13 protein-coding genes are annotated in these 15,116 nt (G+C 66.8%); 3 read left to right on the top strand and 10 right to left on the bottom strand.

Annotated elements, in window-relative coordinates; all coding sequences use genetic code 11:
* Window positions 1-20 precede the first annotated feature (20 nt).
* The 4 genes from MNQ95_RS14605 to MNQ95_RS14620 all read right to left on the bottom strand — a co-directional run bounded on the left by MNQ95_RS14605 (window position 21) and on the right by MNQ95_RS14620 (window position 5,045).
* Complete coding sequence (locus tag MNQ95_RS14605; protein ID WP_241953304.1) at window positions 21-1,295, bottom strand: lipopolysaccharide biosynthesis protein; 1,275 nt, start codon at window positions 1,293-1,295, stop codon at window positions 21-23.
* 91 nt (window positions 1,296-1,386) lie between these two features.
* The gene (locus MNQ95_RS14610; protein WP_241953305.1) at window positions 1,387-2,745 is read right to left on the bottom strand and encodes a carbohydrate porin; all 1,359 of its coding nucleotides are present in this window, start codon (window positions 2,743-2,745) and stop codon (window positions 1,387-1,389) included.
* A 3-nt stretch (window positions 2,746-2,748) separates the two neighbouring features.
* Complete coding sequence (locus tag MNQ95_RS14615; protein ID WP_241953306.1) at window positions 2,749-4,356, bottom strand: CoA transferase; 1,608 nt, start codon at window positions 4,354-4,356, stop codon at window positions 2,749-2,751.
* A 215-nt stretch (window positions 4,357-4,571) separates the two neighbouring features.
* Window positions 4,572-5,045 carry a DUF6491 family protein gene (locus MNQ95_RS14620; RefSeq protein ID WP_162410463.1) on the bottom strand — a complete coding sequence of 158 codons (474 nt, stop codon included), beginning with the start codon at window positions 5,043-5,045 and terminating at the stop codon, window positions 4,572-4,574.
* Between the two features lie 274 nt (window positions 5,046-5,319).
* Between MNQ95_RS14620 and MNQ95_RS14625 the strand changes: the two genes are divergently transcribed.
* Window positions 5,320-6,558 (top strand): patatin-like phospholipase family protein, encoded by a 1,239-nt coding sequence (locus MNQ95_RS14625; protein ID WP_241953307.1) that lies wholly within the window; start codon window positions 5,320-5,322, stop codon window positions 6,556-6,558.
* Between the two features lie 48 nt (window positions 6,559-6,606).
* Here the strand turns inward: MNQ95_RS14625 and MNQ95_RS14630 are convergent, their stop codons facing one another.
* A complete protein-coding gene (locus MNQ95_RS14630) occupies window positions 6,607-8,313 on the bottom strand; it encodes a mechanosensitive ion channel family protein (protein WP_241953308.1) in 1,707 nt (568 codons plus the stop codon).
* Between the two features lie 274 nt (window positions 8,314-8,587).
* Here MNQ95_RS14630 and MNQ95_RS14635 point away from each other — a divergent pair, with 274 nt between their 5' ends.
* Entirely contained in the window at window positions 8,588-8,746 is a 159-nt protein-coding gene (locus MNQ95_RS14635) for a hypothetical protein (protein WP_241953309.1), read from the top strand.
* Here MNQ95_RS14635 and MNQ95_RS14640 read toward each other — a convergent pair.
* The 4 genes from MNQ95_RS14640 to MNQ95_RS14655 form a co-directional block, all read right to left on the bottom strand.
* Window positions 8,743-9,156 carry a hypothetical protein gene (locus tag MNQ95_RS14640; protein WP_241953310.1) on the bottom strand — a complete coding sequence of 138 codons (414 nt, stop codon included), beginning with the start codon at window positions 9,154-9,156 and terminating at the stop codon, window positions 8,743-8,745. The two genes, MNQ95_RS14635 and MNQ95_RS14640, sit on opposite strands and share 4 nt — an antisense overlap.
* Window positions 9,157-9,456: 300 nt before the next feature.
* On the bottom strand, window positions 9,457-9,876 hold the full coding sequence (locus tag MNQ95_RS14645; RefSeq protein WP_241953311.1) for a hypothetical protein: 420 nt from the start codon (window positions 9,874-9,876) through the stop codon (window positions 9,457-9,459).
* 161 nt (window positions 9,877-10,037) lie between these two features.
* Window positions 10,038-11,480, bottom strand: a complete 1,443-nt coding sequence (locus tag MNQ95_RS14650) for a MipA/OmpV family protein (RefSeq protein WP_241953312.1) — start codon at window positions 11,478-11,480, stop codon at window positions 10,038-10,040.
* A gap of 91 nt (window positions 11,481-11,571) precedes the next feature.
* Window positions 11,572-12,819 carry an arginine deiminase gene (locus tag MNQ95_RS14655; protein ID WP_241953313.1) on the bottom strand — a complete coding sequence of 416 codons (1,248 nt, stop codon included), beginning with the start codon at window positions 12,817-12,819 and terminating at the stop codon, window positions 11,572-11,574.
* Between the two features lie 324 nt (window positions 12,820-13,143).
* On the opposite strand from MNQ95_RS14655, the gene MNQ95_RS14660 reads away from it, so the two are divergent.
* On the top strand, window positions 13,144-13,602 hold the full coding sequence (locus tag MNQ95_RS14660; RefSeq protein ID WP_162410456.1) for an outer membrane lipoprotein: 459 nt from the start codon (window positions 13,144-13,146) through the stop codon (window positions 13,600-13,602).
* A 99-nt stretch (window positions 13,603-13,701) separates the two neighbouring features.
* On the opposite strand, the gene MNQ95_RS14665 is transcribed toward MNQ95_RS14660, so the two are convergent.
* Complete coding sequence (locus MNQ95_RS14665) at window positions 13,702-15,108, bottom strand: basic amino acid/polyamine antiporter (protein ID WP_241953314.1); 1,407 nt, start codon at window positions 15,106-15,108, stop codon at window positions 13,702-13,704.
* Window positions 15,109-15,116: the final 8 nt, after the last annotated feature.

The following is a 15,116-nucleotide window of genomic DNA, read 5'->3' on the forward strand; positions in this document are numbered from 1 at the left end:
CGCCTTCGGGCGGCATCCGCTCAGGCGGAAGGCGGCTGGAGTCGTCCCAGCGCCAGGTGCGCGCGGTGGGCAAGGGCGCCATACAGCAGCGTGCTGGCGATGGCACAGGCGATCGCCGCGCCGGTTGCGCCCAGGCGCGGCACCAGCAGCATCAGCAGCATGACCTGCAGCAGCGCGGCGACGGCCACGCTGCGGAACAGCACGCCGTTATCACCGCGATGCTTGAGATAGGTCGGCGCCATCGCCAGCACCGTGCTCAACGCGGTGCTGGCAGCCAGTATCCGCAGCGCAGGCGCACCATCGGCGACGAATTCCGGCCGGAACAGGCCGATCAGTTCCGGCGCGAAGGTGAACACCACCAGCAGGTAGACCAGCAGCGGCATCGCCAGCCAGCGCAGGCGCTCGCGGCGCAGGCGCCGGATCCCGTCGATGTCGCCCCGCTCCAGCAGCAGCGACAGCCGGCTTGCATAGACCCGGTTGGTCGCGGTGGCCAGCACCTGCGCGATCGCCGCGGTACTGAACGCGACGGCGAAGCCGCCCACCGCGCTCGCCGGGGCCTGCCCCCACTCCAGGGCGATGATGCCCCCTTGGGCGAAGATCGCGAGCGAGACGCGATAGGCCCAGAACGGCCGCGCCTCCCGCGCCCAGCGCTCCGCATGGACGACCGGCGCGACCGAATACACCGGTGGCGGCAGTGCGCGGCGGAGCTGCCATGCCATCAGCACCAGCGCCACGCACCAGGACACACCCCAGGCGGCGATCGCCACCGGCGCATGCAGTTCCAGCGACAACGCGAGGGCGAGGCCGACCAGCGCGAGCACGGTGCCAGGCACCACCAGCCGGAACACCCGCGTGGCCGGCATGGCGCGGCCGGATGCGGCCAGCACTTCCAGCACCAGGTGCACCAGGGCGCCGGCCGGCAGCGACACGCAGCTGATCACGATGCCCAGGCGGGTCTGCGCATGCAGGTCCTGTGCATGCCACGCCCACAGGCCGACCGGGATGCCGACCAGCGCGCTGCCCAACAGGATCCGCCGGCAGGAGAAGCCGAGGAAACCACGCAGCACGTCGTGCTGCCGGTGTTCCAGCAGCGTCGGCACGAGCTTGAGCGTGAACTTCTCCAGGCCCTGCGGAACCAGCGTCACCATCAGGATGAACGCCGCGGCCGCCACCACGTAGCTCTCGAAGCCCGCCACGCCCAGCTGCCGGGCCAGGACGATTCCCAGCGCATAGGACACCGCCTGTCCGGACAGCGACAGCAAGGCAAGCCGGGTTTCCCAGCTCGTGCGGATCACGGTTTACCCGTGGCCACGGACGCGAAAGGCGCGCAGCGGGCGCATGCCGGCCGGAGGGCGGAGAGCCACGATCCCGGCCGGCATGCACGTGTCAGAAGGTCAACCTGCCGCGCATGCTGAACACCCAGATCGCATCCGTGGAACGGTTGAGCGCCGGGTCCACCTGCACCTGCAGGTCGGGGGTGATCGCGAAGTGCGGGGTGACGTGGAAGCGGTAGAACACCTCGGCGGTGTACTGGTTGCGCAGCTGCGGACTGGCGGGCTGCAGTCCACCGATGGCGACGCCGAACAGGTCGGAGAAATGCTCGGTAGGGCGCCAGCCCAGGCCGACCGCCGCGTTGTTGTCCACGAACCAGCCATCGGACCAGCCAGCGCGCGCGAACCACATCATGCTCGGCCCGATCATGTAGTTGGCGTTGAACGCCAGCCCCTTGGATCGCGGCAGGCCACCCTGTTCGGGATCGCGATACCAGGCGGTCAGGTGGATGTTGTTGGCGTCCATCGCCGCCCGTGCCTGGATCGGCGTGCCGGTCCGGGCCAGCGCGCTCCAGCCGACCTCGAGCATGTAGAAATGCTCGTCCTTGCTGAAGAAGTCGTCGATGGTGCTGCCGGTGTCGTCGCTGTGGACGGTGAAGATGCCGGGCTTGAGGTAGAACCCGGTGGTGGTCGGATACCACGCCGCGACCGCACCGAAGCCACGCAGTGGCGCGGCGATGCTTGGGCTGGTCGAGAACGCCTGGGTCAGGAACTGGCGGTTGTCGTCGAAGAACGGATAGGCGTTGAGGAAGTTCGGCGCGAAGATCTTGCCGATCGTGTACTGGAAACGGTTGTCGGCCAGGTTCTGGCGGATGTAGGCCTGGGTCACGCCGAGGCTGAAATCACCGTAAGTGGCCGCGGTGGGAATCAGCGAGCCGGTGGCCATGCCCGCCTGCAACGGCGCCAGGTCGGTGCCCACCGGGCGCCGGTCCTCGACCGCGATGTCGAACGACAGCGCATTGGCCTGGCCGCGGTTGAACAGGTCGTACGAGGCATTCAGCGTCAGCTTGCTGCCGACCGCGTTGTGCTCGTCGATCAGGCTGTGGGAGTAGTTCTGCCACAGCATCATCCAGGAACCGCCGATGGTGAGGCCGGTGTCCTGGCGCAGTTGGTTCTTCCAGCCGAACCAGGAATTCATCCCGGTCTCGCGACGCAGCCAGCCGGTCGGCACCGCGGTGTCTTCCTGCAGGTCGCCCTGTACCGACATCGAAGTGTCGAGCAGGTTGGGATAGAGCTCGTCGGCGGCGGCATCGGCCAGGGTCAGGTCGAGCGGGGCGGGTGCAGGCGCCGCTTCCGCCGGCGGGGCGGGTGACGCTTCCTGGGCCTGTGCCGCCAGTGACGACATGCCGCAGAACAGGGCGGCCGCCAGCGCGTGGCGGCGCCATTCGGGGGAGGAAACAGGGCGATCACGCATCCTTCAACCCTCCCAGCGCGGCAGGTCGCTGCCGCGCACGGTCACCAGCGGATCGCGCCATTGCCCGGGCGTCTTCGACAGGCGCACCTGCGGCACGAGGCGTTCCACTTCGCCGTAGGGTGTCTGCCGCTTCATGGTCTCCGGTGGCGACATGCGGTTTTCGGGGCGCGAGGCATCGAAGCGGATGTCGGCGAAATGGCCCAGGTCCTGGAACCACATCGCCGCCCGGGCCAGGTTGACCCGCACGTGCCAGGTGCCGCCTTCGATGGCCTGGCGACGCAGCGCGGCGAGGATGCCGGCCGCGCCGATGTAGCCGGTGATGTAGTCGTTCATGACCAGCGTCGGCGGGAAGCGCGGGACGCCGGTTCCGCCGCCCTCGGTCATGGTGAAACCGGTGGTGGAGACGCCCTCCATGTCGAAGGCGGCGCGATCACCCCATGGTCCTTCCCAGCCGTAGCCACGCACCGACAAGTAGACGATGCCGGGCCGCTTGGCCGCCACTTCCTCCACGCCAAAACCCAGCCGTTCCATCGAGCGGCCGCGGAAGCCTTCGATGAACACGTCCGCATCCGGCAGCAGGCCGGCGAAGTTGGCGTTCTGGGCCTTGTTGCGCAGGTCGACCCAGGCCGAACGCATGCCGACGTTGACGTCCACCACCAGCGCCTCGTGTTCGAAGCTCTGGTCGCGGGCGATGTGCAGCACATCGGCACCGTACTCGGCGAGCGTCCGCGCCGCCGTGGTGCCGGCGATCACGTGCGTGCAGGAGATCACTTTCATGCCCGACAGTGGCCGGGCGGCCTGTGGCGCGAACTTGCGGGGCGGGGCATCGCCGACCTTGACCAGTTCGATCAGCGGCGTGCCGGCCAGGTACTTGCCCTGCGGGTGCGCCAGCCATTCCTTGCGGGTGCGGTGCAGGGCGGCCACGCCGTTGCTGGCGGCGAGCGTGTCTTCCAGTTCCTGTCCATCCCACTTCTTGACCGCCGCGCGGATCGCGGTCTGGTCCGCCGTGACCTTGAGCACGTTGAGGATGCGATCCATCAGGTGCGGGTAGATGCCCGTCAGGTTGATGAAACGGCCATCGCGCGTCTCGAAGGCCTGGAACGACAGCGGATTGTCCAGGCCGATCGGGGCCTGCAGCATCAATCCGTTGACGCTGGGCTTCCACGCGGTGAGCGCGGCCGGGATCGGGTCGCTGGCCGGGATCAGGCCGACCGCCTGCATCTTGGTATGGACCATGCCGATCAGCGGATTGGTGTTCCACACCGCCTGGCGCAGGTCCACGCTCAGGTCCTGGCCCTCGCCGGTGCGCTGGCGCCAGATGGCGGCCGCGCCGACGCCGGCGGCCATCGCCGGGATCGCCATGCACGCGCCGATGCGGAAATGGCTGCGCAGCAGCGGGTCCGATCCGGTGAACTCCACCTTGCCGCCGGCATCGGTGGCAGCGCCCCCGATGTCACGCATGAAGTCGGCGAAACGCGTGTCGATGTCGAACGTGGTGACTGCCTGGGCCATCGCCGAAGCCATGGGGAAGCGCATGGCAAGCGCGGCGCCGACGGCCGCGCCAGTACCCACCTTCAGAAACGTGCGGCGATCCGGATCATATTGCGACATACAGCCTCTCCTTGAGGGGGAACGTGCAGCCGGGCTCGGGATTACGGTTGTTTCCGTGGTGGGTACTTTCAACGTGCGGGGTGCGGCCTCGCGATCGTTACCTGGAAAAGTTCCTGTCGCGGCTGGATCTGGGGGGCCTTGGGCGCGATGCCGCAGGAAACGGCGGGCCGGCATTGCCGGCGCGCTGGACGCGGATTGCCGTCGTGCACGATTCGCTATTCCTCTTCCGGCGTTGCGTCGGCGGGTCGATCGACCACGCTGGCCTCGCGCAACTCCCGCTTGGCGTCATTGATGGCGCGGCCGTCGAGCGGACGGGCACTGGCGATGCGGCAGGGCGGGGCGATGGTCGAACCGTTCGCAGCCCGAGGCTGCACGCTGTCCATGCGCACGTTCACCATTCCCAGCGAGTTGCTGATGGTGATCGAACTGGCGAAGGACAGGCCGGAACAGCGCGTCCGGAATTCGATCAGGTAGCCCTGGTTGGGCGTGTTCCAGATGGCCAGCGCCTGGTCGCCCAGCGGCGTCCAGCGGGTGACCCCGGCGATCCTGTCGATGTTGAAGCTCCCGACCGGCGGGCCTGCATGCGCGCGATAGAGCTCGAGACGGTCGGCGCTGCTGAGGGCCGCGCCGGAGTGTGCGCATCCCGTGGCAAGCAGGGCGAGGGCGAGCACGAGCAGGATCCGCTTCATGACGATCACTCCATCCCGGAACGATGGCTACTTCAATACCGCGAAACACCGTCCCGGCTCAAGAGCGCGTGCGGCAGGCCCCCCTGGCGAACGTCCCGCCCAGTCAGGCCAGGCATTTGCATGCCCAGCGACCTTGTGGCCAAACTGCCGGAACATCAGGTGCCTGCGCATCCGGATCCGGGGAGGGTGGGGCGCAGGCGACCGGTGCCACGACGCGGTGCATGCGACGCGTGCCCGGTCCCTTACCCAGAACCCCCGACGCATGGAAGGCCGCATGCCCGCATCGGTTCCGAAAACACGCGCTGGCGGATTCCCGCTTGCGGCAATCCGCAGCCTCGTGCTCGGATTCGTCATCGCCGCAGCGATCCCGGGATGTTCGTCGCTGCCGCGCAACCCGGTTCCTCCCGCACTGGTCGAGCAGGCGCAGATTCCCGGCATGCCCGGCGTGCGTGCCCGTGCCGGGCGGCCGGCACCTGCGATGGAGCGCGACTACCTGCTATCGCTGCAACAGGAATCGCCCGAGGATTTCCCGATCGCCGCGGACGGGATCATCCACTACCCGCACCTGGCCCTGTCCGGCGGCGGGGTCAATGGCGCCTTCGGCGCGGGCTTCCTCAAGGGCTGGACGGAGACCGGCACGCGCCCGGTGTTCAAGATCGTCACCGGCGTCTCCACCGGCGCGCTGATGGCGCCTTTCGCCTTCCTCGGCCCCCAGTACGACGAGTCGCTGCACAAGTTCTACACCACCACGACCACCGCCAACGTGTTCACAGAGCGCTCCCGGCTCATGGCGCTGATGCGTGGCGACGCGCTCGCCGATACCGCGCCCCTGGTAACGCTCATCGAGCGCTACATCGACACGGCCTTGCTCGAACAGGTCGCCCAGGCGCACCGGCAGGGCAGGCGGCTGTTCATGGGTACGGTCGACCTGGATACGCGCAGCTTCATGGTCTGGAACATGGGCCTGATCGCCTGCCAGGCCGACGATGCCGCGCTGGCCCTGTTCCGCAAGGTCATGCTGGCGTCTTCTTCGGTGCCCATCGCGTTCCCGCCGGTGCTGTTCGAGGTCGAGGCCGACGGCAAGCGTTACGACGAGATGCACGTGGATGGCTTCGTCTGGGCCAACGTGTTCCTCAATGGAGGCATCTTCGATCCGGCCAAGCTGCACACCAGCGCCGGTCGCGCCCCTGGCCACGAGGACATCTTCGTCATCCACAACGGGCAGTTGAATGCGCCTCCCGCTTCGACCACGCGCTCGCTGCGCGGCATCACCGTGCGCACCATCGACATCTCCGGGCGCGCCGGCATCGTCGGCGACCTGTTCCGCGAATTCACCTTCGCCCAGCGCAACCAGGCCGATTTCCACTGGGTCACGATCGACGAAAGCGTCGTGCTGCCGGACCTCACGGCATTCGATCCCGCGCAGATGGCTTCGCTCTACCAGGCCGGTTACGACGCCGCGCGGGCTGGGCCCGCCTGGCGGACCCAGCCTCCCGGTATCCGGGGAGAGTAGGGCGGCACTGTCGCGCTGCGATGCAACCACGCGTTCAAGCCGCCGCGCCTACTGCTGCGACGGATCCGAGCGCGGATCCGGCTCCACGGGCAGGCCGTCCCAGTACGCGCGCGGTACCAGCTTGGGGCTCTCCGGATCGGCCTCGTAGTTGGGCGACATGATCTGCACGCCCGCGGCATTGAAAGCGTCCTGGATCTGCGCGTGCAGTTCGCTGAGCACCAGGGCACGACGCAGCGCCTCGGCCACGCGCACCCGCAGGCGATAATCCACGTAGAAGTCCGAAAGCGCGGTCTGCAGCACGAACGGCGGCGGATCGACCGCCACGCCCGGGGTGCGCGAGGCGGCCTGCAGCAGCAGCCGGTGCACCTGGCGCCAGGGCGCGTCGTAACCGATGGTGACTCCAGTCTCCATCCACATCCCCGGACCCTCGGGATGGCGCGAATAGTTGTGCAGCTGCCCGCCGAGCACGACGTTGTTGGGAATGCTGACTTCCACGCCGGCAACGGTGCGCAGGCGGGTGGTGAACAATCCGATCTGCAGGACCACGCCTTCGACCTCGCCGCTGCGAACGTAGTCACCCACGGACATGGTCCGCGAATAGAGGATGGTGAAACCACCCGCCGCCTGGCCGACGATGCCCGACGCACCCAGCGAGATCATCAGGCCGACCAGCACGCTCAGTCCCTTGAACGCATCGGTCTCCGAGCCGGGCAGGTAGGGGTAGGCCATGGCCAGGGCGAACAGCCAGATCACGACATTCACCAGCTTGCGCGTGGGCTCGGCCAGCACCTGGTCGATGCCGAACAGCTGGAACCGGCCATCCTGCACGCCGCGGAAGGTGATGGTCACCGAGTGGGTGAGCAGGCGCGCCAGCACGAAGATCAGGATCGCGGCCACCAGGCCTGGCAGTGCGGCGGCGATGGCCTGGGCCCAACTGCGCAACAGGTCCAGCATCCAGCCGGTCATCGCTTCGGCCCACGGCCGGGTGAAGCCGAACTGGCCCAGGACGAACCGCACCCATTCCTCGAGGATCACGAAAATGGTCAGCGCAATGAACACGCGCATCAGCCAGCCGATGACGATGCGTATGCCACCCACCAGGTGGCGTATCGCGTCGCGCTCGATCGTTTCGCTGCGCGCCTCGACCAGGCGCTTGAGCCGATCCCGGATCCGGCGGCCCAGCCACAGCACGCCCACGGCCAGCGCGATCGCGATGACGGTAGCCAGCAGCGACCACAGCAGGCCCTGCAGCAGCCGGGCCGGCGCCTGTTCCCGCCGCGCCGTGTCGACGGCCTCCTGCAGGCGCCCGGCGATCGCGATGCGGGCCTGGCCCATCGTCTCGCCATGCAGTACGTCCAGATCGCCGGTCGTGAACATCATCACCAGCTCGTCGGACAGCAGCACCAGCAATCCCTCCGAGGACTGCTTGAAGTTGACCTTCACCGGACCGGACGCTTCGACCACGCGGCGGATGGCCGCCTCGGTGGTGCGGGCACGCAGCTCCGGCGTCCGGCCCAGGAACTCGGCGCGCAGGGTCACGATGTCGCGGTTGTAGAAGCGGACCGTGGCCTCGGAGTCTGCCGGGGTCTCGACCGCGGGAGGCGGCGCGGCGCCCGGGAGTGCCGGCAAAGGCGACGTGGCCGGTGCCGCACCCAGTGCCACGGCCGACAAAAGCAGGCCCAGGACTGTTACGCCACGCAGTGCTGCGAGCAGATGGCGTCGGCCACCGGGAGACGACTTCGCGTTCGGTTCCATAAGCGCCCCAGGAACGTACACGGGGATTCCGGCTCCATCGCCAACCGCGGCCACGACCCCGATCCGTGGTCGCGCTAGGTGTACCGCAGAAGCCGACTGGGCCGCCATTGGCAGAAGGGGCCTATGGATTCCTTCCCTGCGGCCCCTAGGTCGACATAATGTGCATTATGCGAAATACAGGACGGCTGCGATACGTGGGCCGTGTCCTCCGCGATTGGCTGGCACACAAGCTGCAGCGGCCCAAAGCCACACCCGATCACGTGGAGCTCCGCGCATGGATCTGACCGCTTCCAACTTCCGCCCGCCGTGCTGGCACGCGGACCAAGCCTGCCCGAACCAGTGCGCCGAGCAAGTGCGCGACCAGATCGCCCGCAACCACGTGCGCCTGCATTGCCCCTCATTCGGTTTGTACCGCTATGGGCTAAAGGTCTAGTCACTTGCACGCCGCTGCGACGTACTCATCCCACGATCTGAGTGATTCAATGGAATGCCCTTGACGTGGCCGCGACGCTTGCAGATTAGCGTCTCGCGTTCGCTTCGCTGCCTCGCATTGACCAATGCTCGACGGCATCGAATAACCTTGGGATCCCGAATTCGTAGAGCGCTCTGCGCGCCTAGATCGGCCAAGTAGCGCTGATTGGCGGTCACGCTCGCTTGAGCTTGCGCAGCCGTCATGCGGTCACGATCACGCGCATCGCCAGTGCCCTCAAACTCGGCATTCCAACCGGCTTCGGTGGATGGGCAAGGGCTCGACGAGTATGCGACCGCGTCGGTGCGCGGATGCTTGCATTTACTGATCGACTGTCCGTGTGCTGCCGGCGACAGCGCCAGCAGGATCAGCAACGTTCCCCGAAACATCCATTCCCCCCGAAATGGTGGCCAGTACGACCAGGTGCCCGACGTAGTATCCGAGGAAGGTCCAGCCAGCGCGGCAGCTCCGCCTTGGTTTTCCCCAGCACCCGGATTAGCGGGAGCGCCACCAGCACCCAGCCATTGCCGTTGTAAGCGCAGATCCCGGCCAAAGCGGCCAAAGCGGCTGGGAGTGCTCTCCCCTCCCCTCGCAGCCACTGCCAGGCGGCGAAGGTCAGCGCCACGCCGGCAGCTCCGTAGTCCACCCACAGGGAGGCGACCAGGCCGACCCGACTAGAACTTGCACGCCTGGGCCACGTATCCGTCCCACTTGCGCAGATCCTGCATCTTCCGCCATGGCCCCAGCCGGTAGAGCTCGCGATCACGGTGGGTTTTGGCGTCCTGGCAACGCCCGATCGTGGATGTGCGCTTTGTGCTGGCCTGGGGCTGGGATCGTCGGACCTTGCGCGAAGCCTGCGAGGTCATGTCGCGCGGTCGGTTCGCTTGCTCGATCTCGCGGATTCGCTGCAGGTCTGCCTCCCGAGGTGGCTCATAGCTTCCATGGCTCCAGGCCTTCTCGGTGGTCGCGCCTTCCGCGCAAGGCGCCGACTGGTAGGCGACCTGATCACCTGCGACGCATTTGTACACGTGCTGCGCGCATGCATCCGAAGAAACCAGTCCCACCACAAGGCAACTCAACTGGAGCGCATGCATTCCCATAGGGGAATCGTATCCCCGACTCCGCAGCGGTACCCGGTGCGAAGTACCGACTGGAAGGTCGGAATTTCCTGAAGTTCCTGTAGGACACGCACGGCGGATGCCCGTGCATCGCCCGACGCATCATCCAGTTCCAGCGCTCATCGATGTCCGATCGATCAGAGCGTCGTCTCCACGTATGCGTAGATGTAGTTCGAGCCGCCATTGACGCTGCCCAGCAGGCGCGAGCTGGCGAAGATGCCGGAACGGTGCGAGATGCCCAGGCCGAAGTAGGTCTGTTTCCAGTCCTTTTTGCCAAACAGGTCGCCCAGGCTGATGTCGATGGTCGGGTCCAGGTAGTTGAGCAGCTTTGACGTCGGGCGTTCGCGCCGCGCCTGGCTGGTGACTTCCGGCGATGGCACGTGGTTGGAGTACGAGATACCCGCGCCCATGCCGAACCGGGTGTTGACCCGGTGGCTCCACGGGAAGCCGTAGAAGAAGCCCTTCATGTAGGCGTCGAACTGCCACGCATCGGGTGCGATCGTGTTCATTTCGTTGCGATAGAGGAAGCCGGCATAGCCATGGAAGTCGATCGGCCAGCCGTTGATCCGCTCCACGAACGGCTTGCCCAGGTGCACGCCGGTGACGCTGCTCGGATTCTCGTGGTCCAGCGAGGTGCAGCTGAGCGTCATGATCTTGGCCATGTGGCAGCCATCGCCCGACGCCCGGCCGTAGAACACCTTCATCAGCAGCGGTACGTCTTCGTCGTCCCAGCGTGCGATCGCGGTGCCGAAGTCGTAGACGGCGCCGGCGAAGACCGCCGGCTGCAGGCCGTCGCGGATGATCGGGCTGTCCTCGATGACGCTGTCGTGCGCGGTCACCGCGACGCCACCGATCAGGCGCCAGTTCTTGAGGAAACCGTAGGTGCCGTACAGGCCCACGGTCACGTCGGTGCCGCTGCCTGGCGCGTAGGCCGGCCGGTCGACCGTGGCCTCGTAGGGCCTTACGCCGTAGTAGTAGTTGTTGAGGTCGGCGTCGCGGAAGGACACGCTGACGTCCGGGCGCAGGCTCCAGCGGTCGCCGCTCCAGGTGTACGAGTAGCCCAGCCGCAGTTCGCTGCCGTTGGACGTGCTGCTGACGTCGGCCAGCGCAGTCGCGCGCAGGGTTCCCCAGTCCAGGCTGTGCCGGTAGCGCATGCCCAGGTCCGCACCGGCGTTGCGCGGCACCATGCCTTCGAGGATGTCCGGGATGTCGTCTTCGGCGAAACCTTCCAGCCGGCGCGACAGGAAGGCATCCAGGCGATGGGTGCCGTCATCGACGAACTTGACCCCTGCCCGGTCCGCGTTGAGGTAGAAGCGCTCGCCTTCGTACAGGTACAACGGCAGCAGGTCGCTACGTTGGCCGGCGTCCTTGTAGGGCGATTCCTCGAAGCGGTAGAGGAAACCCAGGCCCGCGCTCCCGGGCTCGTCGATCAGGTCGGAGATCGCATCGGTATCGACCTGCGCCAGCGCGGGCGCGCTGGCCAATGCACCGGCGATCGCCAGCGCGAGCAACGATCCGCCGCGCAGGCCGGGATAGAGCGAATGCAGGAAACCGGTGTGCCGCGCGTGCGTGGTGTTCATCAAGCTCCCGTCTCGATCGTTGCCTGTTGCGTACGAGGGACCCGGCGCCATGCAGCCATGCCTCCCTCCCCTTGTCGCCGGTCCGGCGGGATCAGAAATCCACGCCGTCGCGGATCAACGGACAGGTCATGCAATGACCGCCCCCGCGGCCGCGGCCCAGCTCGGCGCCGACGATGGTGATCACCTCGATGCCTTCCTTGCGCAGCGCAGTGTTGGTGGTCGGGTTGCGGTCGTAGGCCATGACCACGCCCGGAGACAGCGCCACCAGGTTGTTGCCGCTGTCCCACTGCGAGCGCTCGGCGGCGTAGTGGTCCCCACCGGCCGCCACCATGCGCAGCTTCTTCAGCCCGAGCGACTCGGCGACCACGTCGTTGAAATGCTTCTTCTCGACGGTCACCTCGAAACCCGGCGCCTTGTCGCTGGGACGCAGCGAGATCGGCGTGATCTGGTCGACGATGTGCGGGAAGTAGGTCGCCACGTCGCGGTCGGCGAACGTGAATACGGTATCCAGGTGCATCGCCGAGCGCAGCTTGGGCATGGAGGCCACCACCACCCGCTCGGCGGCCTTGTTGTCGAACAGCGCCTTGGCCATCTGCAGGATCGCGGTGCGCGAGGTGCGTTCGCTCATGCCGACCAGCACCACGCCGTTGCCGGGCACGAGCACGTCGCCACCCTCGAGGGTGGCATTGCCGTGGTCGACGGTCGGGTCGCCGTACCAGGTCGGGAAATTCGCCGTCGCGAAATCCGGATGGAACTTGTAGATGGCGGTGGTGAGGATGGTTTCCTCGTGGCGCGCCGGCCAGTACAGCGAATTCACGGTCACGCCCTGGTAGATCCAGCAGGTCGTGTCGCGGGTGTAGAGCATGTTCGGAAGCGGCGGCAGCAGGTAACCGAACATGTCCGGCACCTCGCGCGCGGCCCTGAGGATGGGGCCGGCGAAATCGTCCGGGACATCGAGCACGCTCAGCCCGCCGATCAGCGTGATCGCCAGTTCCTGTGGCGAGAGGCTCTCCAGGTAGGCGCGCACGTCGACCATGACATCCAGGCCGACTTCGTTGGCGTTGATCTGGTGGTCCAGGATCCACTTGCGCGCCTCGGGCAACGCCACGGTCTCGGCAAGCATCTGGTGCATCTCCACGACATCCACGCCGCGGTCGCGCATCTTGGAGACGAAATCGAAGTGGTCGCGCTTGGCGTTGTCCACCCACATCACGTCGTCGAAGAGCAGGTCGTCCTTGTTCCTGGGCGTCAGGCGCATGTGCGCCAGGCCGGGGGAACAGACCAGGACCTTGCGCAGCGTGCCGACTTCCGAGTGAACGCCATAGACAGGTGCGGACATGCCAATCTCCAAGCTGGACGTGGAATGTGGTGGTGCCGCCGCCCTTCCGCCCGTAGCCATGTCCTGGGCGATGCGCTTCGCGGCCCTGATCGTTCAGCTCATCTTGACACCGGCCACGGTCGCCTGTCGATCACACCCCGGGGTGGATACGGGGCATGCCCTTGCGCATGCCGTCGCATGGGGAGTATGAATGTCCGGGCAATCCGATGCCGTTATGAACCTGCGTCCCGACAACCTGCGTGTCCGGAGTATCGCGTGTTCCCGGAAGACAAGGGGGGAAGCGAGGCGCCACTCGCAACCGAATTCTTTCAACGGAGGAACCTGATGAAGCAGACGAAGATCATTGTTGGTGCAGCGCTGGTCCTGGGTATTGCCGCCCTGTCCGGATGTGCGACCCATAACAACCCCAACACGTTTACCCGTTCCGAAGCCGGAAGGGCGCAGCACGTCGAAACCGGCACGGTGACTGCGGTGCGCGCGGTCCAGATCCAGAACGATTCGCGCGGCGTTGCCACCGCCACGGGTGCGGTCCTGGGTGGACTGGCCGGAAGCACCGTGGGCGGTGGACGCGGCCAGACCGCGGCGACCGTCGGCGGCGCGGTGGCGGGCGGTGCGGCGGGCAATGCCGTGGCCGGCACCACGCGTCCTGGCGTGGAAGTCACCGTGCAGCTGGAGTCGGGCAGGACCATGGCGGTCGTGCAGGAAGGCACCCCGGACCAGTTCCGCGTCGGCGACCAGGTGCGCGTGTCTTCCGACGGCGTCACCACCCGCGTTTCGCGCTGAGCACTCCCTGCCCTCGCGGGCTGGGACTGGCGCGAACAATCAAAGCCCCGGCGATCCGCCGGGGCTTTTTTCTTGCATCCTGCCGCACTGCCTCGATCGTTACAGGACGATGTAACCGGTGGCGATCCAGTAGATGCCGACGATCGCGCCGAGCGTGGCCAAGGCCAGGATCACGATGTCCGAGGTGCGCTCGAATACCTTCTTGCCCTGCTCGCGCCGCGCCCAGACGTACAGCAGGCTGCCCGGCGCATACAGGATGGCCGACAACACCAGCAATTTCAGGCTGCCGGCATAGAGCAGGTAGCCGGTATAGACCGTGGCCACCGCGGCGATGAGGATGTGCCGCGAGCGCAGCGCCGAGCGTTCCTGCTCGTAGGTTTCGCCACGCGTAGTCAGCTGCAACGCATACCCGGCCACCAGCAGGAACGGGACCAGGGCCATCGAGCTGGTCAGGTTGAGCATCAGCCCAAAGGCGTCGGTCGACCAGTAGGTGGTGATCACGATCACCTGGATGACAATGCTCGTCGCCCACATCGCCACTACGGGCACCTTGTTCTTGTTCTCGCGGGCGAAGATCGCCGGCATGGCGCGGGTGCGCGCGGCGGCCGACATCACCTCGGCGCAGATCAGCGCCCACGCCAGGTAGGCACCGAGCACCGAAACCAGCAGGCCTACGCTGACGAAAACCGCACCCCAAGGGCCGACAACCGCCTCGAGCACGCCAGCCATGGAAGGCTGGCGGATGCCGGCGATGTCCTCGCGCGGCATCACCGCGTAAGGCAGCAGCGTGACCAGCACCATCAGCGAGGTCACCCCGACGAAGCCCACGATGGTGGCGAAGCCGACATCGCGCCGCTCCTTGGCGTAGCGCGAATAGACGCTGGCGCCCTCGATTCCGATGAACACGAACACCGTGACCATCATCGTCATCCGCACCTGCTCGAATATCCCGCCATCCAGCCCGCCGCCGTAGAAATTGAAGCGGAACATCTCCATGCGGAAGGCGAAGAACAGGATCAGGATGAACACCACGATCGGAATGACCTTGGCGATGGTGACGATCATGTTCAACGCGGCGGCCTGCTGGATCCCGCGCAGGATCATGAAATGGAACAGCCAGATGCCGATCGACGACACCAGGATGGCGACCAGCGTGTTGCCTTCGCCGAACACAGGGAAGAACGCGCCGAGCGTGGACTTGATCAGCACCCAGTAGGACACGTTGCCGATGCAACTGCCGATCCAGTAGCCGAACGCGGACAGGAAGCCCGGATAGTCGCCATAACCGGCCTTGGCGTAGGCGAACACGCCGGCGTCGAGGTCCGGCTTGCGCTCGGCCAGGAACTGGAACACCCGCGCCAGCATGTACATGCCGGTGCCGGCGATCAGCCAGGCGATCACCGCACCCAGCGGGCCGGTGGCGCCTGCGAAGGTGCGGGGCAGCGAGAAGATCCCCGCGCCGACCATGCTGCCCACCACCATCGCGGTGAGCTGGAACCGGGACATTTTCGCGT

The organism is Pseudoxanthomonas daejeonensis, assembly GCF_022637495.1.
Classification (GTDB): domain Bacteria; phylum Pseudomonadota; class Gammaproteobacteria; order Xanthomonadales; family Xanthomonadaceae; genus Pseudoxanthomonas; species Pseudoxanthomonas daejeonensis.

What these genes read in the sequence shown, in the direction of transcription:
- MNQ95_RS14610 (WP_241953305.1), bottom strand. Translation starts at nt 2,745, where the DNA reads ATGCGTGATCGCCCTGTTTCCTCCCCCGAATGGCGCCGCCACGCGCTG.
- MNQ95_RS14615 (WP_241953306.1), bottom strand. Translation starts at nt 4,356, where the DNA reads ATGTCGCAATATGATCCGGATCGCCGCACGTTTCTGAAGGTGGGTACT.
- MNQ95_RS14620 (WP_162410463.1), bottom strand. Translation starts at nt 5,045, where the DNA reads ATGAAGCGGATCCTGCTCGTGCTCGCCCTCGCCCTGCTTGCCACGGGA.
- MNQ95_RS14625 (WP_241953307.1), top strand. Translation starts at nt 5,320, where the DNA reads ATGCCCGCATCGGTTCCGAAAACACGCGCTGGCGGATTCCCGCTTGCG.
- MNQ95_RS14630 (WP_241953308.1), bottom strand. Translation starts at nt 8,313, where the DNA reads ATGGAACCGAACGCGAAGTCGTCTCCCGGTGGCCGACGCCATCTGCTC.
- MNQ95_RS14635 (WP_241953309.1), top strand. Translation starts at nt 8,588, where the DNA reads ATGGATCTGACCGCTTCCAACTTCCGCCCGCCGTGCTGGCACGCGGAC.
- MNQ95_RS14645 (WP_241953311.1), bottom strand. Translation starts at nt 9,876, where the DNA reads ATGCATGCGCTCCAGTTGAGTTGCCTTGTGGTGGGACTGGTTTCTTCG.
- MNQ95_RS14650 (WP_241953312.1), bottom strand. Translation starts at nt 11,480, where the DNA reads ATGAACACCACGCACGCGCGGCACACCGGTTTCCTGCATTCGCTCTAT.
- MNQ95_RS14655 (WP_241953313.1), bottom strand. Translation starts at nt 12,819, where the DNA reads ATGTCCGCACCTGTCTATGGCGTTCACTCGGAAGTCGGCACGCTGCGC.
- MNQ95_RS14660 (WP_162410456.1), top strand. Translation starts at nt 13,144, where the DNA reads ATGAAGCAGACGAAGATCATTGTTGGTGCAGCGCTGGTCCTGGGTATT.
- MNQ95_RS14665 (WP_241953314.1), bottom strand. Translation starts at nt 15,108, where the DNA reads ATGTCCCGGTTCCAGCTCACCGCGATGGTGGTGGGCAGCATGGTCGGC.